The 19,860-nt window shown below is 55.7% G+C and carries 18 protein-coding genes; 5 read left to right on the top strand and 13 right to left on the bottom strand.

The features are described 5' to 3' along the window. The 11 genes from mraY to leuO all read right to left on the bottom strand — a co-directional run bounded on the left by mraY (position 1) and on the right by leuO (position 12,782). Positions 1 to 1,083 carry a phospho-N-acetylmuramoyl-pentapeptide-transferase gene (gene mraY, locus M8318_RS05615; protein WP_039030377.1) on the bottom strand — a complete coding sequence of 361 codons (1,083 nt, stop codon included), beginning with the start codon at positions 1,081 to 1,083 and terminating at the stop codon, positions 1 to 3. Then, positions 1,077 to 2,432 (bottom strand): UDP-N-acetylmuramoyl-tripeptide--D-alanyl-D-alanine ligase, encoded by a 1,356-nt coding sequence (gene murF / locus M8318_RS05620; RefSeq protein ID WP_262661303.1) that lies wholly within the window; start codon positions 2,430 to 2,432, stop codon positions 1,077 to 1,079. The genes mraY and murF overlap by 7 nt, the downstream gene beginning before the upstream one ends. After that, on the bottom strand, positions 2,429 to 3,916 hold the full coding sequence (gene murE / locus M8318_RS05625; protein WP_262661304.1) for a UDP-N-acetylmuramoyl-L-alanyl-D-glutamate--2,6-diaminopimelate ligase: 1,488 nt from the start codon (positions 3,914 to 3,916) through the stop codon (positions 2,429 to 2,431). The genes murF and murE overlap by 4 nt, the downstream gene beginning before the upstream one ends. Further along, positions 3,903 to 5,669, bottom strand: a complete 1,767-nt coding sequence (locus M8318_RS05630; protein ID WP_106994235.1) for a peptidoglycan glycosyltransferase FtsI — start codon at positions 5,667 to 5,669, stop codon at positions 3,903 to 3,905. Before M8318_RS05630 ends, murE begins: the two co-directional genes overlap by 14 nt. Positions 5,670 to 5,684: 15 nt before the next feature. After that, on the bottom strand, positions 5,685 to 6,050 hold the full coding sequence (gene ftsL, locus M8318_RS05635; RefSeq protein WP_106994234.1) for a cell division protein FtsL: 366 nt from the start codon (positions 6,048 to 6,050) through the stop codon (positions 5,685 to 5,687). Continuing rightward, positions 6,047 to 6,988, bottom strand: a complete 942-nt coding sequence (gene rsmH / locus M8318_RS05640; RefSeq protein ID WP_262661306.1) for a 16S rRNA (cytosine(1402)-N(4))-methyltransferase RsmH — start codon at positions 6,986 to 6,988, stop codon at positions 6,047 to 6,049. Before rsmH ends, ftsL begins: the two co-directional genes overlap by 4 nt. A 3-nt stretch (positions 6,989 to 6,991) precedes the next feature. After that, positions 6,992 to 7,450: a division/cell wall cluster transcriptional repressor MraZ gene (mraZ, locus tag M8318_RS05645; protein WP_103178262.1), complete on the bottom strand. Its 459-nt coding sequence runs from the start codon at positions 7,448 to 7,450 to the stop codon at positions 6,992 to 6,994. Between the two features lie 599 nt (positions 7,451 to 8,049). After that, positions 8,050 to 9,054: a catabolite repressor/activator gene (gene cra / locus M8318_RS05650; RefSeq protein ID WP_106994232.1), complete on the bottom strand. Its 1,005-nt coding sequence runs from the start codon at positions 9,052 to 9,054 to the stop codon at positions 8,050 to 8,052. A 179-nt stretch (positions 9,055 to 9,233) separates the two neighbouring features. Then, positions 9,234 to 9,725 carry an acetolactate synthase small subunit gene (gene ilvN / locus M8318_RS05655; RefSeq protein WP_032616525.1) on the bottom strand — a complete coding sequence of 164 codons (492 nt, stop codon included), beginning with the start codon at positions 9,723 to 9,725 and terminating at the stop codon, positions 9,234 to 9,236. Between the two features lies 1 nt (position 9,726). After that, on the bottom strand, positions 9,727 to 11,451 hold the full coding sequence (ilvI, locus tag M8318_RS05660) for an acetolactate synthase 3 large subunit (protein ID WP_262661310.1): 1,725 nt from the start codon (positions 11,449 to 11,451) through the stop codon (positions 9,727 to 9,729). A 386-nt stretch (positions 11,452 to 11,837) separates the two neighbouring features. Continuing rightward, entirely contained in the window at positions 11,838 to 12,782 is a 945-nt protein-coding gene (gene leuO / locus M8318_RS05665; protein WP_225759581.1) for a transcriptional regulator LeuO, read from the bottom strand. A 634-nt stretch (positions 12,783 to 13,416) separates the two neighbouring features. Here leuO and leuL point away from each other — a divergent pair. The 5 genes from leuL (at position 13,417) to leuD (ending at position 18,277) form a co-directional block, all read left to right on the top strand. Beyond that, the gene (gene leuL / locus M8318_RS22715) at positions 13,417 to 13,503 is read left to right on the top strand and encodes a leu operon leader peptide (RefSeq protein ID WP_106994229.1); all 87 of its coding nucleotides are present in this window, start codon (positions 13,417 to 13,419) and stop codon (positions 13,501 to 13,503) included. 92 nt (positions 13,504 to 13,595) lie between these two features. Continuing rightward, the gene (gene leuA, locus M8318_RS05670; RefSeq protein WP_262661312.1) at positions 13,596 to 15,167 is read left to right on the top strand and encodes a 2-isopropylmalate synthase; all 1,572 of its coding nucleotides are present in this window, start codon (positions 13,596 to 13,598) and stop codon (positions 15,165 to 15,167) included. Continuing rightward, on the top strand, positions 15,167 to 16,258 hold the full coding sequence (gene leuB / locus M8318_RS05675; protein ID WP_262661314.1) for a 3-isopropylmalate dehydrogenase: 1,092 nt from the start codon (positions 15,167 to 15,169) through the stop codon (positions 16,256 to 16,258). Before leuA ends, leuB begins: the two co-directional genes overlap by 1 nt. A 2-nt stretch (positions 16,259 to 16,260) precedes the next feature. After that, complete coding sequence (leuC, locus tag M8318_RS05680; protein WP_262661315.1) at positions 16,261 to 17,661, top strand: 3-isopropylmalate dehydratase large subunit; 1,401 nt, start codon at positions 16,261 to 16,263, stop codon at positions 17,659 to 17,661. A 10-nt stretch (positions 17,662 to 17,671) separates the two neighbouring features. Then, complete coding sequence (gene leuD / locus M8318_RS05685) at positions 17,672 to 18,277, top strand: 3-isopropylmalate dehydratase small subunit (protein ID WP_262661317.1); 606 nt, start codon at positions 17,672 to 17,674, stop codon at positions 18,275 to 18,277. A 112-nt stretch (positions 18,278 to 18,389) separates the two neighbouring features. On the opposite strand, the gene M8318_RS05690 is transcribed toward leuD, so the two are convergent. Together M8318_RS05690 and sgrT are read right to left on the bottom strand one after the other, a co-directional pair. Next, positions 18,390 to 19,595 carry a sugar efflux transporter gene (locus M8318_RS05690; protein WP_262661318.1) on the bottom strand — a complete coding sequence of 402 codons (1,206 nt, stop codon included), beginning with the start codon at positions 19,593 to 19,595 and terminating at the stop codon, positions 18,390 to 18,392. A gap of 103 nt (positions 19,596 to 19,698) precedes the next feature. After that, positions 19,699 to 19,851 (bottom strand): glucose uptake inhibitor SgrT, encoded by a 153-nt coding sequence (gene sgrT / locus M8318_RS05695; protein WP_166181589.1) that lies wholly within the window; start codon positions 19,849 to 19,851, stop codon positions 19,699 to 19,701. Positions 19,852 to 19,860 lie beyond the last annotated feature (9 nt).

A 19,860-nucleotide genomic window follows, 5' to 3' on the forward strand; every position in this document is an offset into this window, starting at 1 on the left:
TTAACGTACCTTCAGCGTTGCCAGGCCAATCAGCACTAGCATCAGCGAAATAATCCAGAAGCGCACGATCACACGCGGTTCTGGCCAGCCTTTCAGTTCATAGTGGTGATGGATAGGCGCCATCCGGAAGATGCGCTGTCCGCGCAGCTTGAAGGAGCCTACCTGCAGGATCACTGACAGGGTTTCGACCACGAACACGCCGCCCATGATCACCAGCAGGAACTCCTGACGCAGCAGCACGGCGATAATGCCCAGCGCGCCGCCCAGTGCGAGCGAACCGACGTCGCCCATAAAGACCTGCGCCGGGTAGGTGTTAAACCACAGGAAGCCCAGGCCCGCGCCGACAATCGCCGTACAGACGATCACCAGTTCCCCGGCATGGCGTAGATACGGGATGTGCAGGTAGCTGGCGAAGTTCATGTTGCCGCTCGCCCAGGCCACTAAGGCAAAGCCCGCCGCGACGAAGACCGTGGGCATGATCGCCAGGCCATCAAGACCGTCGGTCAGGTTTACCGCGTTGCCGGTACCGACAATCACGAAGTAGGCCAGCAGGATGTAGAACAGACCCAGCTGCGGCATGACGTCCTTGAAGAACGGCACCACTAACTCCGTGGCTGGCGTGTCTTTGCCTGCCAGATAGAGCGCAAAGGCCACGCCCAGCGCAATCACCGACATCCAGAAATACTTCCAGCGGGCGATCAGACCTTTGGTGTCTTTACGCACCACTTTGCGATAGTCGTCGACAAAACCGATAATTCCATAGCCCACCAGCACCACCAGCACGCACCAGACGTACGGGTTTGACGGGTAAGCCCACAGCAGCACCGACACCACAATCGCGGTGAGGATCATAATCCCGCCCATGGTCGGCGTGCCGCGTTTACTGAAGTGTGATTCCGGACCGTCGTTACGCACAACCTGACCGAAAGAGAGTTTTTGCAGACGGGCAATCATGCGCGGGCCCATCCACAAGGAGATGAACAGCGCAGTCAGCAGGCTGACGATGGCGCGAAACGTCAGATAGGAAAAGACGTTAAAGCCGGAATAATATTTGACCAAATGTTCGGCCAGCCAAACTAACATGTCCCATTCTCCTGTAAAGCGTGCACAACCTCTTCCATGGCGGCACTGCGTGAACCTTTCACTAAAACTGTCACAATTTGTTGTTCTTCGACCAGGGCCTTAAGGCGGGCGATCAACGCCGTTTTATCGGCAAAATGCTCGCCGACGCCGCTGGCCTGGCTGATATTTTGGCTAAGATGACCGGCGCTTAACACGCGATCGATACCGGAGGCTTTCGCCGCTTCACCCACCTGGATGTGACAGGCTTCGCTCTCATCACCCAGCTCGGCCATATCGCCGACCACCAACACGCGATAACCGGGCATCTCAGACAGCACCTGTACCGCAGCGGTCATGGAGCCAACGTTGGCGTTGTAGGAGTCATCCAGCAGCAGTTTGTTTTCCGCCAGCGGGATCGGGAACAGGCGTCCAGGAACGGCTTTCAGGTTCGCCAGACCGGCTTTGATAGCCGACAGCGGTGCGCCGACCGCCATCGTCAGCGCAGTGGCGGCGAGGGCATTGGCGATATTGTGACGACCCGGCAGCGGCAGCAGTACATCCACATCCCCCGTTGGGGTCTGCAGCGTAAATTCGGTACCGTGAGAGGTCACATGGACGTTGGTGGCGGTGAAGTCGCTGTTGGCGGCATTCGGTGAGAAGCGCCAGGTTTTGCGATCCCCGATAACGCTTTTCCAGTTCAGCCAGTCGTTGTTGTCGGCATTCATGATGGCGATGCCGTCGACCGGCAGGCCGGTGTAGATCTCGCCCTTCGCTTTCGCCACGCCTTCCAGCGAGCCGAACCCTTCCAGATGCGCCGCCGCGAGGTTATTCACCAGCGCCGCTTCCGGCTGCGTCAGGCTAACGGTCCAGGCGATTTCTCCCTGGTGGTTAGCCCCGAGTTCGATCACCGCATATTCATGTTCGTAGGTCAGACGCAGGAGCGTCATCGGCACACCGATGTCGTTGTTCAGATTGCCTGCGGTATAGAGGGTGTTGCCACACTGGCTTAGGATCGCGGCGGCCATCTCCTTAACGGAGGTTTTACCGGAGGAGCCGGTCAGCGCCACAATGCGCGCCGGGACCTGCTGGCGTACCCATGCGGCCAGTTCACCAAACGCCAGGCGGGTGTCTTTCACCACCGCCTGCGGCAGATCGATATCCAGTTTACGGCTCACCAGCAGCGCACCCGCGCCCGCGGCTTTCGCCTGCTCAGCAAAATCGTGCGCATCGAAACGCTCACCCTTCAGCGCCACGAACAGGCAGCCGGGGGTGATTTTACGCGTGTCGGTGGTAACGGCATCGAAGGTCAGCTCGCCGCTGACGTCTGCGCCCAGGATGGTGGCTAGCTGGCTTAGCGTTACGCTAATCATGCCATCACTCCCAGCAGACGTGCCGCGGTGACACGGTCGGAGTAGTCCAGACGGTTAGTGCCGACGATCTGATAATCTTCATGACCTTTACCGGCCAGCAGCACGACGTCGTTCTCGCCAGCCTGCATGATGGCGTTGGTCACCGCTTCGGCGCGACCTTCCACCACACGGGCGCGCCCGGCATCCAGCATTCCGGCCAGAATGTCGTTAATGATGGCGCGCGGCTCTTCGGTACGCGGGTTATCATCGGTCACAACCGCAATATCCGCGAACTGCTCGGCAATGGCTCCCATCAGTGGACGCTTGCCTTTATCGCGATCGCCGCCGCAGCCAAAGACGCACCACAGCTTACCGGCACAGTGCAGGCGGGCCGCTTCCAGCGCTTTTTCCAGTGCATCCGGGGTGTGAGCGTAATCCACTACCACGGTAGGTTTGCCTGGGGCCGTGAATACTTCCATCCGACCGCAAACCGGCAGCAGACGCGAGGAGGTGCTGAGCAGCGCTGGCAGGGGATAACCCAGCGCCAGCAGAGTGGCGAGAGCTAACAGCAGGTTGCTGACGTTGAACGCCCCCATCAGGCGGCTTTCGATTTCGCCTTCACCCCAGGAAGAGGCAAAGCGGATGGTCGCGCCGCTGTCGTGATATGTCACGTCAGTGGCTTTCAACCAGCGGCCGTGGCAGTTAGGATTGATATGGTCTTCCATGGAGACCGCAACGGCATCCGGCAGCTTAGCCAGCCAACGACGGCCCACGTCATCATCAGCATTGATAATCGCCTGACCGACGTGATGCGTGGCATACAGCTGCCATTTTGCCGCTTCGTAGTTTTCCATGTCGCCATGGTAGTCAAGATGGTCCCGGCTCAGGTTAGTGAACACGGAGGCGGCAAACTTGAGCGCCGCGACACGGTGCTGGACCAGGCCGTGGGAAGAGACTTCCATTGCCGCGAAGGTTGCACCCTGCCCTGCCAGACCGGCCAGCACATGCTGCACGTCGACGGCGGAGCCAGTGGTGTTTTCCGTTGGGTTCACTTTGCCCAGCAGGCCGTTACCCACGGTGCCCATCACCGCGCTGGTTTCACCCAGCAGCTGCGCCCATTGCGCCATCAGCTGCGTGGTGGTGGTTTTACCGTTAGTGCCGGTCACGCCCACCAGGCGCAACTGGTCAGAAGGTTCGTTATAAAAACGCCCCGCCAGCGCGGAGAGACGTTCGGTTAACTGGCTGAGATAGATGACCGGCACACCGTGCATTTCACGGATTTCACCATCAGCGGCTTCATCTTTTGCCTCAGCAATAATGGCAGCTACACCTTGCGCTATCGCCTGCGGGATATACCGACGCCCGTCCGCCTGATGACCAACAACTGCCACAAAAAGATCGCCCGAGGCAGCCACACGGCTGTCGAGTACCATTTCCCGCAGTTCTCGCGCAGGTAAACCAGCTACCCACGGAGCAAGAAGGTCGCGCAAATTACGATCTGCCACCTGTTCCCTCGCCTTGATTAATTACAAATTCACTTTTCTCGCCCGTTGCCAGCGCATCCGGCTCGATGTTCATGGTGCGCAGTACGCCTCCCATGATGGCACCGAAGACCGGCGCGGAAACGGCGCCACCGTAGTATTTACCCGCCTGTGGATCGTTGATAACCACCACCAGCGCAAAACGCGGATTACTCGCAGGCGCAACGCCTGCGGTATATGCAATGTATTTATTGATGTAGCGGCCATCCGGCCCGACTTTTTTCGCCGTACCGGTTTTAATCGCGATGCGATAGCCTTTGATCGCCGCCTTCACGCCGCCGCCACCGGGCAGGGCCACGCTTTCCATCATGTGCACGACGGTGCGGACAATCGATTCCGGGAAGATACGCTCACCGGGAACCGGCGGATCGACTTTGGTGATCGACAGCGGGCGATAGACGCCATAGCTGCCAATCGTTGCATAGACACGCGCCAACTGTAACGGCGTTACCATTAGCCCGTAGCCGAAAGAGAAGGTGGCCCTCTCTATGTCAGACCACCGTTGTTTTTGAGGATATAAGCCACTGCGTTCTCCGACCAACCCCAAATTGGTCGCTTTTCCCAGCCCAAAACGTGAGTAAGTATCTACCAACGCTGAGGACGGCATCGCTAACGCCAACTTAGAAACGCCGACGTTACTCGACTTCTGTAAAACCCCGGTGAGGGTCAATTCGCTGTAACGCGCCACGTCTTTGATTTCGTGACCGTTGATTCGGTAAGGCACGGTGTTGAGCACGGTATTTTCATTGACGATGCCGCGCTGCAGAGCCGTCATCACCACCATCGGTTTAACCGTTGAACCCGGCTCAAAGACGTCGGTGATGGAACGGTTACGCATGGCGTCTTTGGCCGTTCCGGCAAAATTATTCGGGTTATAGGACGGGCTGCTGGCCATCGCCAGCACTTCGCCGGTGCTGACATCCACCAGCACCGCGCTGCCGGACTCCGCCTTGTTAAAGGCCACGGCGTTATTCAGTTCACGATAGACCAGCGCCTGCAGACGTTCGTCGATGCTCAGCGCCAGGTTGTGCGCCGCCTGGCTGTCCGTGGAAGAGATATCTTCAATAACGCGGCCATAACGATCTTTACGCACCACACGCTCGCCCGGCTGACCGGTCAGCCACTTATCGAAACTCTTCTCGACGCCTTCAATCCCCTGACTGTCGACGTTGGTAAAGCCGATCAGGTGCGCGGTTACTTCCCCGGAAGGGTAGTAGCGACGGGACTCTTCACGCAGGTGGATGCCGGGCAGCTTCAACTTTTTGATGTAGTCGGCCATGTCAGGGTTAACCTGACGCGCCAGATAGATAAAGCGCCCTTTCGGGTTAGCATTGACGCGGGCCGCCAGCTGATCCAGCGGCATTTTCAGCGCGTCAGAGAGAGCTTTCCAGCGGTTATCAAGAGAGATCCCGCCCGCATCATGCAGCTCTTTAGGATCCGCCCAGATCGCTTTCACCGGTACGCTGACCGCCAGCGGACGACCGGAACGGTCGGTGATCAGCCCACGCGAGGTGGAGACCTCCTGCACGCGCAGGGAACGCATGTCGCCCTGACGCACCAGCATGTCGGGAGCGATAATTTGCAGCCATGCCACGCGTCCCAGCAGGAAACCCAGCGCCAGTAAAATGCAGCCGCAAAGCAACGCAAAACGCCAGCTGATAAAGCTGGCCTGTTCTTCCTGACGTTTTGGTTTTAGCGCCTTCGCCGCGGGTTTCATGCGTCGCGTTTTTCCTTATTTTTGTACTACGATATTTTCCTGAGAAGGATCAACATGCTGCAACTGCAGCTTTTCCGTTGCGATCCGTTCAACCCGGCTATGATCGCCGAGCGCATTTTCTTCGAGGATCAAATTTCGCCACTCGATATCCAGCGCATCACGCTCCAGCACCAGCTGTTCGCGCTGCGCCGTTAACAAACGGGTATGGTGAGCGGTGGTCACCACGGTAACCGCCGTCACAATGATGCAAATGAACAGACACAGTGGCAGCTTGCCGAAACGCAACAGGTCATCCCAGATAACGCCCGGCAAGGCATGACGCTCGTTGCTGCCTAACGTCTCTTTTACCTTGCTGAGGGTGTCTGCCACTCTGCCGATCATGCACTGGTCCTTTCTGCAATACGCAGCACTGAACTACGGGCGCGTGGGTTCTCTTCCACTTCCGCTTCGCCCGGCATTAACTTGCCTAAAGCGCGCAGCTGGCGACCGCCCAGTTTTCTGAGCTGCTCTTCCGTCATCGGTAACCCGGCCGGTACCTGTGGACCACGACTTTGCTCACGCATAAAGCGCTTCACAATGCGGTCTTCCAGCGAGTGGAAGCTGATCACCGACAGGCGACCACCCGGAGCCAGGACGCTAATCGAGTTTTTCAGCGCCTGCTCGATCTCGTCGAGCTCGCTGTTAACCCAGATACGAATCGCCTGGAAGGTACGGGTTGCAGGGTGTTTGAACTTATCTTTCACCGGCATGGCTGCAGCAATAACGGCCGCCAGCTCTTTGGTGCGTGTCATGGGTTCAATGCGGTTGCGTTCAACGATGGCGCGGGCAATACGTTTGCCAAAGCGCTCTTCCCCGAAGGTTTTGATCACCCAGGCAATATCCGCTTCTTCTGCAGTCTGCAGCCACTCGGCGGCAGACTGGCCGCGCGTCGGATCCATACGCATGTCCAGCGGGCCATCGCGCATAAAGGAGAAGCCACGTTCAGCATCATCAAGCTGCGGTGAGGAGACGCCAAGATCGAGGAGGATCCCGTCAATCTTGCCGGTTAAATCGCGCTCGCCGACATAATCAGCCAGCGCGGAGAAAGGTCCATGAACGATGGAAAAGCGTGGGTCATCGATGGTTTTCGCCACGGCGATAGCCTGCGGATCGCGATCGATTGCCAGCAAACGGCCGTCCGCGCCCAGATGGGAGAGGATCAAACGTGAGTGGCCACCCCGGCCAAAAGTGCCATCAATATAGATGCCATCAGGACGAATATTCAGGCCGTTGACGGCCTCATCCAGTAGCACCGTCGTATGTTTATAATTTTCCATCATTTTTTATAGAGACAAATCCTGCAATCGTTCCGACAATGTTGCGGAATCGGACTGCTCAGCGTCGATATCTTCCTTGACCCGTTGATACCAGGCCGTTTCATCCCACAGTTCAAACTTATTGAACTGTCCGACCAGCATCACTTCTTTTGTCAGACCGGCATGCTGCCGCAGCACGGGCGCAATCAATAAACGCCCCGCGCTGTCCATCTGACATTCACTGGCATGACCCAATAACAGCCGCTGCACGCGGCGCTCCTGCGGGTTCATGCTCGACAGTCGAGACAGCTTTTGCTCAATGATTTCCCATTCAGGCAAGGGGTAAAGCAGCAGGCAGGCGTGGTTGATGTCAATGGTGCATACCATTTGACCAGAAGCGCTCTCGTTCAGCTGGTCGCGGTATCGGGTTGGTACCGACAAACGCCCTTTGCTGTCGAGATTGACTAACGTCGCTCCACGGAACATGCCAGTCTCACCCCTCCTCACCACTTTAACCCACAAATTCCCACTTAAGGGAGTTTACGGAGCGATGGAAAAGCTTGTCAAGCCAGGACTTCCGCGACATCTCTCTAAATGTCACTGATTTACGAATGGAAGTTGACCCGGCTATTAACTGCACAACTGGCGCGGCAAAATTAACGTGATGAATATTTGTGAGAAAAAATGCAAATATGCATACCCGTCTTAAAAACCCCTCATATCATCGCGGGGAAATATAAAGTGTCAGTTTGCGACGCGGGCGGCATTTTAAGCCATATTGCGGGGGGATGACAGCGCCAGATGCACTGCGGGCCAGAAGCCTGTGGCGGGCAGGTGCAGGCAGGGAGATCGAGAGAGAAAAAACGGCTGATAATTCAGCACTGCCGATCGGTTATGTAACAAAATAATACAATTCATCGCACTACTAACAATAATATAAACATGAAGTGACGTTTTAAACAGTAAAGGGAATTAAAACGCGTAGCAGGCAAAGATTTTAAAGGAATTATCTTAAAAATAATGTGGGAATTAACAGGTTAATACAGGATGAGAAATTCAGGGCAGCGCACGCTGCCCTGACGTCATTACGAACGGCTTAATATGCCGCGACGATAAAGGTTACGACGGATACGCGTCAGACCCGGTTTCGGCTTACGCGGTTCATCGAGGCTTGCCAGTACAATCTCCAGCACCCGCTCGGCCACATCACGATGACGCTGCGCCACGGCCAGCACCGGGCACTGCAGGAAATCGAGCAGCTCATGATCGCCAAAGGTGGCAATCGCCAGATCCGATGGCAGCTTGCCTTCACGACGCAAGGTCACGTCCATGACCCCCTGTAACAGCGCAAACGATGTGGTGAACAGAGCCTGCGGCATCGGATGAGTCTCCAGCCACTTCTCGAACAGCTGGGCCGAGGCTTCGCGCTCGTAGCTGTTGGCATAGAGATAATCGACTTCACGAGGATCGTCTTTCCAGGCGGTGCGGAAACCCTGCTCGCGCAGGAAACTCACGGAAAGTTCCGGCAATGCCCCCAGATAGAGGACGTTTTCCGCCGGGAAGGTGCGCAGCTCTGCCGCCAGCATTTCAGCATCGTCCTGATCCGCACCTACCACGCTGGTGAAATGCTCACGATCCAGCGCACGGTCGAGGGCGACAATCGGGAACGCATTATTGGCCCAACGCTGATAGAAAGGATGTTCAGGGGGTAAGGAGGTGGAAACGATAATGGCATCAACCTGGCGTTGCAGCAGATGCTCAATGCAGCGCATCTCATTATCGGGCTGATCTTCGGAACAGGCGATCAGCAGCTGGTAGCCGCGCTGACGCGCCTGGCGCTCAAGGTAGTTTGCGATCCGGGTGTAGCTGGTGTTTTCCAGATCCGGGATCACCAGACCGATCGAACGGGTGCGCCCGGCACGTAAACCTGCCGCCACGGCGTTCGGATGGTAGTTATGTTCACGAACTACTGCCATGACTTTTTCAACGGTCTTATCGCTGACACGATACTGCTTCGCTTTACCGTTAATCACATAGCTTGCCGTCGTTCGCGACACACCGGCTAGCCTGGCGATTTCATCCAGTTTCACAATTGCCCCTTAAAAAAAAGAAAAGAGTCCATGACCTCGTCAGGGTTATGGCTAAATCTTGTAACATCTAAGCGCAGAATAGCCTGTCCGGCAACCGCTTTTGTCGGTACAGCGACATCGGTGCACAAAAAAAAGCCCGGTCATTCACACCGGGCAAGCTCGAGGCGAAACTTTTATTCTTAACGCATCACTTTGTCACCGCGGGAAAGTCCCACGACGCCTGAACGCGCCACTTCAACAATTTTGGCGACATCCCGCACCGAGGCGAGGAAGGCGTCCAGTTTATCGCTGGTGCCGGCCAGCTGAACGGTATAGATAGAGGGGGTAACATCGATGATCTGCCCGCGGAAGATGTCCGCATTGCGCTTCACCTCTTCCCGCCCGTAACCGGTAGCCTGAATTTTCACCAGCATGATCTCACGTTCAACGTAAGCCCCCTGCCCTAGCTCGCTGACGCGTAACACATCAACCAGTTTGTGCAGCTGCTTTTCGATCTGCTCCAGCACCTTGGCGTCGCCGACCGTCTGGATAGTCATCCGTGAGAGTGTGGGATCGTCTGTCGGGGCAACCGTCAGGCTTTCGATGTTGTAGCCGCGCTGTGCGAAGAGCCCAATTACGCGCGACAGCGCGCCGGACTCGTTTTCCAGTAATACAGATAATATCCGGCGCATATCAGGTTCTCTCCGTTTTGCTTAACCACATTTCATCCATACCGCCGCCGCGAATATGCATCGGATAGACATGCTCGGTGCCATCAACCACGACATCGACAAACACCAGGCGGTTATTATTGACGTGCTCAAGGGCGTCGCTGAGCTTCGCTTCCAGCTCTGCCGGATCGCTGATACGAATGCCAATATGGCCGTAGGCTTCAGCCAGACGAACAAAATCAGGCAGCGACTTCATATAGGACTGTGAATGGCGACCGGAATAGATCATATCCTGCCACTGCTTCACCATGCCCAGATAGCCGTTGTTCAGGTTGAGCACCAGCACCGGCAGGTCATACTGCAGCGCAGTGGAGAGCTCCTGGATGTTCATCTGAATACTGCCATCGCCGGTCACGCAGACCACCGTTTCGTCTGGCAACGCCAGCTTAACCCCCAGCGCGGCGGGCAGGCCAAAGCCCATGGTGCCCAGCCCACCGGAGTTGATCCAACGGCGCGGCTTATCAAACGGATAATAGAGTGCGGCAAACATCTGGTGCTGACCCACGTCAGAGGTCACGTAAGCCTCGCCTTTGGTCAGTCGCCAGATAGTCTCAATCACCGCCTGCGGCTTGATGCTCTCGCTTTGGGTGTCATATTTCAGGCACTGCCGCGCGCGCCACTGCTCAATCTGCAGCCACCAGTCGCGGATCTCATCGAGCGGCTGGACGCTGCACTCCTGCGCCAGTAACTCCAGCATCTGCTCCAGTACCTGTCGCGCGTCGCCCACAATGGGCACATCCGCCGGGACAGTTTTGGAGATGGAGGTTGGATCGATATCAATGTGCAGCACGGTGGCGTTGGGGCAATATTTCGCCAGGTTGTTGGTAGTGCGATCGTCAAAGCGCACCCCTACAGCAAAAATGACATCGGAATTGTGCATCGTCATGTTGGCTTCGTAGGTGCCGTGCATACCGAGCATGCCGAGCGCCTGACGATGGCTGGCCGGGAACGCCCCTAAGCCCATTAACGAAGAGGCTACCGGCAGATTCAGCTTTTCGATAAGCGTGCGCAGCTGCGTTTCACACTTAGCGTTCACCGCCCCGCCGCCGACATACACCACCGGCTTTTTGGCCGTCATCAGGGTCTGCAACGCCCGTTTAATCTGGCCCTTATGCCCCTGAGTGGTGGGGTTGTAAGAGCGCATGCTGACCGACTCTGGCCAGACATAAGGCAGTTTGTTCGCCGGATTGAGGATATCCTTCGGCAGGTCAACTACCACCGGCCCCGGACGCCCGCTCGCCGCCAGCCAGAAGGCTTTTTTCAATATGCCCGGGATATCTTCCGTCTGTTTAACCAGGAAACTGTGTTTCACCACCGGACGGGAGATTCCGACCATATCGCACTCCTGAAAGGCATCGTAGCCAATCAGCGAGGTGGCGACCTGACCGGAGAGTACCACCATCGGAATGGAGTCCATATAGGCGGTGGCGATACCCGTAATGGCGTTGGTTGCGCCGGGGCCGGAGGTTACCAGCACCACGCCAACCTCACCTGTCGCACGCGCCAGTCCGTCGGCCATATGTACGGCAGCTTGCTCATGACGCACCAGGACGTGATCGATACCGCCCACGGTATGTAGCGCATCGTAAATATCGAGGACCGCGCCCCCGGGGTAACCGAACACTTGCTTCACGCCCTGATCGATTAACGACCGGACGACCATTTCGGCGCCAGACAACATCTCCATGATTAGCCTCCAGGCTTATCGTTTCAGACGGACAGGAAAAATATGCACTGTGCCGTCTTTTTTGTCAGGGTCACCCCTGGCGTTTTTTTATTGTGCAGAGTGACAGTTACCATAACCGCTCCCCGGAAGGCAGGCAATTAGCAAACCCGCGCGAACGCAGAAGCGTGAAAGAAGAAATATGAGGTATTAATATTTGTTATGGATAAATCAACTACGATAACGAAGCGCCGTGAGCATTCATCATTTAAAAAGGGAAAGGTGCAGTAATTCATGCAATTTTACTGACCGGAAGCGGTAATGAAAAAAATGGCTACAGAATAATATTTCAATAATAAAAAGAAAGTCAGGATAAATAACAACAACAGCGCCATTTACCCTGAGGTCGATTAGCGGCGGCAGACGCTCACCAGCAGCTCTTCCATCCACTGATGGCCTTTGTCGCGTCCGGCGGCTTCATGCCACGAGAGATAACACGTCCGCGAGTTCAGGTTCAACGGCAGCGGCAATATCCGCAAATTCAGCGGCTCGGCAAACTCCTCTACCAGCCAGCGCGGCGCAATAGCAACCAGCTGCGTTTGCGAGACGACGTTTAATACGCTGACCATCGCCATTCCCTGATACGCCACGCAGGCCTGTTTATCCGGGGTGTCGTACCACGGCTGGCTAAAGGATGCGTAGCGATCGAGGGCGACGACCGCATGCTGTTCGCGATAAATATCGCTCTCCAGCAGCGTACCGTGCAGACGCGGGTGTGTTTTGCTGGTCACCAACACCATTTCATCTTTGAATAAGGGTACGCAGGAAAATTCCGGGCGGCGGAACTCTTCATAGCCAATCACAAACTCGGTTTCCTGATAGCGCAGCTGATGTTCAGTATTCTGGTTAAGGGAAGACTTGAACACCAGGTGAATATTAGGCGCGACCTTTTCAACCTTATTATAAATAAGCGAGGTCAGATAATTATCAAGAGGACTGCAAACACACAAATGGAAAATACGCTCGCTGCTGGACGAGTCGAATCCCGATCCCGGCAGCTCATTCTGCACAAGCTGCAAAGCCTGGCGTACCGATGCAAACAGCTGGAATGCCCGTGCCGTAGGCTGGATCCCCCGGCCATAGCGTACAAACAGTTCGTCATTGAACATGACCTTGAGTCTGGCAACGGCATTACTTACCGCGGGCTGGGACATCCCCAGCGACTGCGCGGCGCGCGTGATATTTTGCTCCTGCATCACCGCGTCAAATACCGTTAACAGATTCAGATCTACCGTACGGAGCTGTGGTTTTGCCCCGTCGAGTGCTGCCGGTTTTTCATTTTTTTCTTCAGACATATCCTGCTCCACTGTCACGCTAAACTCCCTTTACTCGTCCGCAACAATCATTTTTAAAAATATGATTTACCACGCATATAAAACAAGAAAAAGAGAAATGTTACAAATTAGGAATATATAAATACCCGTCAATCATGACAGGGACACAAAATAAAACGTGAGAACATGTTTAGAGAGGGTAAAACATATCTATAAGTTTATAGATTGAATGAAACCATAATTCACATAAATAAACAACATAGCGTTTAGTTAAGGCTTATTTAAGTTTTAATAAAGTATTACTAGCAACTTAATTTAAATGCTTAACATTTTATTATCAGTAACACTACCTTCGCAGGCTTTATACGCTTAGCATCAGGCTAACATAATGAAAGTTAACACATTCAAAAGGGCGATGTATTGTTTCGAAAGTTTGAACAATTGCAATTAAGTATCTTAAAACAATTCTATCGATGTATTCAGCGACATCCTGCAGAAGAACAAAATTGTCAGAAAGGGAAAAACCAGCACAATAAGCTAATTCCACTGATTGCGTCTGGTATGCCGAATCACCGTTTTCACCGCTCAGGGGTTGACATCAAACGGCGTATCCAGTACCACTAAAAGCATATCTTATTTATCTGGGGCATGATTCATGAATCACAGCATTCGTTTCACCGGTCTACTACTACTAAACGCATCCACTGTGCGCGGTAGACTGGCGGGCGAAATTCAGCGTTGAATCGTTCTCTGGTAACACAAAAAACCCGCGCCACTGCGCGGGTTTTTTTATGCTCGTAGCAAGGCGCCCAAATTCAGACAAGGACCTAACCCATGAGCCAGCAAGTCATTATTTTCGATACGACCTTACGTGACGGTGAACAGGCATTACAGGCAAGCCTGAGCGTTAAAGAGAAATTGCAGATTGCGCTGGCCCTGGAACGTATGGGCGTAGACGTGATGGAGGTGGGTTTCCCTGTCTCTTCTCCAGGTGATTTTGAATCCGTTCAGACCATTGCCCGCACCATCAAAAACAGCCGCGTGTGCGCCCTGGCCCGCTGCGTTGAGAAGGACATCGATGTGGCCGCTGAGTCACTGAAAGTCGCTGAAGCCTTCCGAATTCATACTTTTATTGCTACCTCACCTATGCACATCGCCACCAAGCTGCGCAGCACGCTGGATGAGGTGATTGAGCGCTCCATCTATATGGTGAAACGCGCCCGTAATTACACCGACGACGTTGAGTTCTCCTGTGAAGACGCAGGCCGTACGCCAATTGAAGATTTGGCCCGCGTGGTTGAAGCAGCGATCCGTGCCGGGGCCACCACCATCAACATCCCTGACACCGTCGGCTACACCATGCCGTTCGAGTTCTCCAACATCATTACCGGGCTGTATGAGCGTGTGCCGAACATTGATAAAGCGATCATCTCCGTACACACGCATGACGATTTGGGCCTGGCAGTGGGTAATGCCATTGCGGCCGTCCACGCCGGTGCACGTCAGGTGGAAGGTGCCATGAACGGTATCGGTGAGCGCGCCGGCAACTGTTCGCTGGAAGAAGTGATCATGGCGATCAAAGTGCGCAAAGACATCATGAACGTGCAGACCCGCATTAATCACCACGAAATCTGGCGCACCAGCCAGACCGTCAGCCAGATCTGCAACATGCCGGTCCCGGCAAACAAAGCGATTGTCGGCACCGGGGCCTTCGCCCACTCCTCCGGTATCCACCAGGACGGCGTGCTGAAGAACCGCGAAAACTACGAGATCATGACTCCGGAATCCATCGGTCTGAACCAGGTGCAGTTGAACCTGACCTCCCGCTCTGGCCGTGCCGCGGTAAAACACCGCATGGAAGAGATGGGCTACAAAGACACCGACTACAACATGGATCATCTGTACGACGCCTTCCTGAAGCTGGCCGACAAGAAAGGTCAGGTCTTCGATTACGATCTGGAAGCGCTGGCGTTTATCAACAAACAGCAGGAAGAGCCGGAGCACTTCCGTCTGGACTATTTCAGCGTCCAGTCCGGTTCAAGCGATATCGCCACCGCCTCCGTCAAGCTGGCCTGCGGCGACGAAATCAAAGCCGAAGCCGCCAACGGCAACGGTCCGGTGGATGCCATCTACCAGGCGATTAACCGCGTCACCGAGTACGACGTTGAACTGGTCAAATATGACCTGACGGCCAAAGGCCAGGGCAAAAACGCGCTGGGCCAGGTTGATATCGTGGTCAACTACAATGGCCGCCGCTTCCATGGCGTCGGCCTGGCGACCGATATCGTCGAATCCTCCGCCAAAGCGATGGTTCACGTCCTGAACAACATCTGGCGCGCCGCCGAAGTGGAAAAAGAGTTGCAACGCAAAGCTCAGAATAAAGAGAACAATAAGGAAACCGTGTAATGTCGAAGAATTACCATATTGCTGTGTTACCGGGTGACGGAATTGGCCCCGAGGTTATGGCACAGGCGCTGAAGGTTCTGGAAGCGATCCGCACCCGTTTTGCGATGAAAATTACCACCAGCCACTACGATGTGGGCGGTATCGCCATCGATAATCACGGCACGCCGTTGCCACAGGCGACCGTGACCGGCTGTGAGAATGCCGACGCGGTGCTGTTTGGCTCCGTGGGTGGCCCGAAATGGGAACATCTGCCGCCAGCTGAGCAGCCTGAGCGCGGTGCGCTGCTGCCGTTGCGTAAACATTTCAAGCTGTTCAGCAACCTGCGTCCGGCGAAGCTGTACCAGGGGCTGGAAGTGTTTTGCCCGCTGCGCGCCGATATCGCCGCCAACGGTTTCGACATTCTGTGCGTGCGTGAGCTGACCGGCGGCATCTACTTTGGTCAGCCGAAAGGCCGTGAAGGCAGCGGTCAGCACGAAAAAGCTTTTGATACCGAGGTTTATCACCGTTTTGAGATCGAACGTATCGCCCGTATCGCGTTCGAATCTGCCCGCAAACGCGGTCATAAAGTCACCTCGATCGATAAAGCGAACGTGTTGCAATCCTCGATCCTGTGGCGCGAAATCGTCAACGAAATCGCCCGGGAATACCCGGACGTGCAGCTGTCGCATATGTATATCGACAATGCCACCATGCAGCTGATTAAAGATCCGTCCCAGTTCGACGTGCTGCTGTGCTCCAACCTGTTCGGGGACATTCTCTCTGACGAGTGCGCGATGATCACCGGCTCGATGGGGATGTTGCCATCCGCCAGCCTGAATGAAGAAGGCTTTGGCCTCTACGAACCGGCAGGCGGTTCAGCGCCGGATATCGCGGGTAAGAACATTGCTAACCCGATCGCGCAGATCCTCTCCCTGGCGCTGTTGCTGCGCTACAGCCTGGATGCCAACGACGCGGCGACGGCGATTGAAAATGCCATCAACCGTGCGCTGGAAGAAGGCATTCGCACCGGTGATTTGGCCCGTGGCGCTGCTGCAGTTACTACCGATGAAATGGGTGACATCATCGCCCGCTATGTCGCTGAAGGGGTGTAATCATGGCGAAGACGTTGTACGAAAAATTGTTTGATGCGCACGTGGTCTTTGAAGCGCCGAACGAAACCCCGCTGCTCTATATCGACCGTCACCTGGTCCACGAAGTGACCTCGCCACAGGCGTTTGATGGCCTGCGCGCGCATCATCGCCCGGTGCGTCAGCCAGGCAAAACCTTTGCGACGATGGACCATAACGTCTCGACGCAAACCAAAGATATCAACGCCTCCGGTGAGATGGCGCGCATTCAGATGCAGGAACTGATCAAGAACTGCAACGAATTTGGCGTGGAACTGTACGACCTGAACCACCCGTACCAGGGCATTGTTCACGTAATGGGGCCAGAGCAGGGTATCACCCTGCCGGGCATGACCATCGTCTGCGGCGACTCCCATACCGCCACCCACGGCGCCTTTGGCGCGCTGGCCTTCGGGATCGGCACCTCAGAAGTAGAACACGTGCTGGCGACCCAGACCCTGAAGCAGGGCCGGGCGAAGACCATGAAAATTGAAGTTACCGGCCAGGCTGCACCGGGCATCACTGCCAAAGATATCGTGCTGGCGATCATCGGTAAAACCGGCAGCGCCGGCGGCACCGGTCATGTGGTGGAGTTCTGCGGCAGCGCGATCCAGGCCCTGAGCATGGAAGGTCGTATGACCCTGTGCAACATGGCCATTGAGATGGGCGCAAAAGCCGGTCTGGTCGCCCCGGATGAGATCACCTTCGCGTATGTGAAAGATCGTCTGCACGCCCCGAAAGGCCAGCACTACGACGATGCCGTTGCGTACTGGTCGACCCTGAAAACCGACGAGGGTGCGCAGTTTGACACCGTGGTGACCTTGCAGGCCGAAGCGATTGCACCGCAGGTGACCTGGGGCACCAACCCGGGCCAGGTGATCTCCGTTAACGACAGCATTCCTGATCCGGCCTCGTTCGCCGATCCGGTTGAGCGCGCCAGCGCAGAGAAGGCGCTGGCCTATATGGGGCTGAAACCGGGCGTGCCGTTGACCGACGTAGCGATTGATAAAGTCTTTATCGGCTCCTGCACCAACTCACGTATCGAAGATTTGCGTGCGGCGGCAGAAGTCGCGAAAGGCCGTAAAGTGGCCCCGGGCGTGCAGGCGCTGGTGGTGCCAGGCTCCGGTCCGGTGAAAGCGCAAGCCGAAGCCGAAGGGCTGGATAAGATTTTCATCGAAGCCGGCTTTGAATGGCGTCTGCCGGGTTGCTCCATGTGTCTGGCGATGAACAACGACCGCCTGAATCCGGGTGAACGTTGCGCCTCTACCAGCAACCGTAACTTTGAAGGTCGTCAGGGTCGCGGCGGGCGTACCCATCTGGTCAGCCCGGCGATGGCCGCAGCGGCCGCAGTGACCGGCCATTTTGCCGATATTCGCAGCCTGAAATAAGGAGACCATCATGGCAGAGAAATTTACCCAACATACTGGCCTGGTGGTCCCTCTGGACGCGGCCAACGTCGATACTGACGCCATTATTCCCAAGCAGTTTTTGCAGAAGGTGACCCGAACCGGGTTTGGTGCCCATCTGTTTAACGACTGGCGTTTCCTGGATGACAAAGGCGAGGTGCCGAATCCGGAGTTCGTGCTGAACTTCCCGGAATTCAAAGGCGCGTCGATCCTGCTGGCGCGGGAAAACTTCGGCTGCGGCTCATCCCGCGAGCATGCGCCCTGGGCCCTGACCGACTACGGTTTCAAAGTGGTGATTGCCCCGAGCTTTGCCGATATCTTCTACGGCAACAGCTTCAACAACCAGCTGCTGCCGGTGACGTTAAGCGATGAGCAGGTCGACGAACTGTTTGCGCTGGTGCAGAGCAATCCGGGAATAACCTTTGAGGTGGACCTGGAAGCGCAGGAAGTGAAAGCCGGCGATAAAACCTATGGCTTTAACATCGATACTTTCCGTCGCCACTGCATGATCAACGGCCTGGACAGCATCGGGCTGACGTTGCAGCATGAAGAGGCGATTTCGGCCTACGAGAACAAACAGCCAGCCTTTATGAGTTAATTTAATGGCCCGCTAAGCGGGCCATTTTTACTTTCCAGCAATGTTCAGGCAAACAGCCTCAAGCACCCGCGTGAACTCTATGCGTATTTCGTACTGCTGTCAGAATGGGCTCTCATTTCGTGAAGCCGCCTTCCAGAATTTCACTCTCTTTTACCCGCCAGGTCAGCACCAGCGCCACCAGCGAAATCGCTGCAATCACCCAGTACACCACGTAATGACCATAGCTTTGCACCAGCGCCCCCTGGATAATCCCCGCCAGAATCACCCCGGTTGAAATGCTGTTGGTAAACAGCGTGGTGGCTGAACCTGCCCGCCCCGGCATCAGATCCTGGAACCAGAGCATGCCAATCCCGGCGACGATGCCGATAAAGACCGCGTTGAACAGCTGCAGGGCAAGCAACGCTTCACGGCTGTGAAAGAGGATCAGCCCGAGATAAAACAGCACGCCTGCCGCCACCGCAATCACCATCATCCGCCGCTTACCGAAATGTTTAACGTAATAACCAGCAAGGATCATCGCCGGGATTTCCAGCCCGGCGGCAGTGCCCATTAACATCCCGGCCAGCTTGTCCGGCAAGCCCAGATCGCTGCTGATCCACAGCGGCATGTCGATGATGTACATGGTGTTGCAGGTCCACATCAGGGTTGAGGCGATAAACAGCCTGCGAACATTTTTGTTCTTCCAGCCGCTGACCTGGGTCACCGGTACGGCGTTCGCCGACTCCACCCGGGAAACGGAAGGCAGCGCAAAGGCGGTTAACCCCAGGCTGATGGCAAAAATGGCCGCCGCAATCGAGAACATGGCGGTAAAGCCATAGTTAAGCGCCAGCATAAAGGCCAGCGGCGGGCCGATAACCCACGCCAGCGACAGCTGGGCACGCATCACCGAGCTGAACATCACCACTTCCCGCGCCGAGCTGTCGGCATATTCCCGCGCGAGGGCAAACAGCTGCGGCATGGCGGTATTGGCCAGCGAAGCCAGCAGTACGCCGCAGGTGAGTAAGGTCAGATAGTGACGGTTAAAAGCAAACAGCAGCGCATTGCCGATCGCCATCGCACAGCAAAAGAGGATCAGCTTGCGGCGATCGCCCTGGCTGTCGGATCGTTTCGCCAGCCACAGACTGACCAGGATCCCGGCGACGGCGTTGACGGTGTAAAAAATCCCTACCCAGAAGGGCTGGGCACCTACCTCGCGGCTCAGGAACAGGCTCAGGGTCGGGGCCTGCAGCGCACCGGCAACGCCCATCATAAAAGCCACCATTAAAAAGGCGGCATAAACACCGTTGAGACGGCGTCCCATCGTCATTAACCAGAGCATTACCTGTTCCCTTTAGCGCAAGTGAAAACGAAAAAAGCCAGCAGATAATACCTGCTGGCGTGGTGATTCGCACCAATACTCAGTCACACATGATCGAAGCCATTCAGCGTTCCGAGGTCGACGTTGTCACCTCCCACTGCATCAGATCTTCCAGTATTTTCAGCCGCTGCTCTGCACACCGGCGGGCCAGCCAGGACATTCCCTTTGTCGCTGAGAAGTACTGTTGGTAAAACTGATTTGTGGTCGACCTCTTCATATTCACCTC

The organism is Leclercia tamurae (assembly GCF_025566055.1).
Classification (GTDB): Bacteria; Pseudomonadota; Gammaproteobacteria; order Enterobacterales; family Enterobacteriaceae; genus Enterobacter; species Enterobacter tamurae.

Excerpts from the sequence above, each read along its gene's own strand:
- mraZ (WP_103178262.1), bottom strand. The coding sequence starts at position 7,450 with ATGTTCCGTGGAGCGACGTTAGTCAATCTCGACAGCAAAGGGCGTTTG.
- leuC (WP_262661315.1), top strand. The coding sequence starts at position 16,261 with ATGGCGAAGACGTTGTACGAAAAATTGTTTGATGCGCACGTGGTCTTT.
- ilvN (WP_032616525.1), bottom strand. The coding sequence starts at position 9,725 with ATGCGCCGGATATTATCTGTATTACTGGAAAACGAGTCCGGCGCGCTG.
- leuD (WP_262661317.1), top strand. The coding sequence starts at position 17,672 with ATGGCAGAGAAATTTACCCAACATACTGGCCTGGTGGTCCCTCTGGAC.
- M8318_RS05690 (WP_262661318.1), bottom strand. The coding sequence starts at position 19,595 with ATGCTCTGGTTAATGACGATGGGACGCCGTCTCAACGGTGTTTATGCC.
- leuA (WP_262661312.1), top strand. The coding sequence starts at position 13,596 with ATGAGCCAGCAAGTCATTATTTTCGATACGACCTTACGTGACGGTGAA.
- M8318_RS05630 (WP_106994235.1), bottom strand. The coding sequence starts at position 5,669 with ATGAAACCCGCGGCGAAGGCGCTAAAACCAAAACGTCAGGAAGAACAG.
- ftsL (WP_106994234.1), bottom strand. The coding sequence starts at position 6,050 with ATGATCGGCAGAGTGGCAGACACCCTCAGCAAGGTAAAAGAGACGTTA.
- mraY (WP_039030377.1), bottom strand. The coding sequence starts at position 1,083 with ATGTTAGTTTGGCTGGCCGAACATTTGGTCAAATATTATTCCGGCTTT.
- sgrT (WP_166181589.1), bottom strand. The coding sequence starts at position 19,851 with ATGAAGAGGTCGACCACAAATCAGTTTTACCAACAGTACTTCTCAGCG.
- leuO (WP_225759581.1), bottom strand. The coding sequence starts at position 12,782 with ATGTCTGAAGAAAAAAATGAAAAACCGGCAGCACTCGACGGGGCAAAA.
- murF (WP_262661303.1), bottom strand. The coding sequence starts at position 2,432 with ATGATTAGCGTAACGCTAAGCCAGCTAGCCACCATCCTGGGCGCAGAC.
- leuL (WP_106994229.1), top strand. The coding sequence starts at position 13,417 with ATGAATCACAGCATTCGTTTCACCGGTCTACTACTACTAAACGCATCC.
- rsmH (WP_262661306.1), bottom strand. The coding sequence starts at position 6,988 with ATGATGGAAAATTATAAACATACGACGGTGCTACTGGATGAGGCCGTC.
- leuB (WP_262661314.1), top strand. The coding sequence starts at position 15,167 with ATGTCGAAGAATTACCATATTGCTGTGTTACCGGGTGACGGAATTGGC.
- ilvI (WP_262661310.1), bottom strand. The coding sequence starts at position 11,451 with ATGGAGATGTTGTCTGGCGCCGAAATGGTCGTCCGGTCGTTAATCGAT.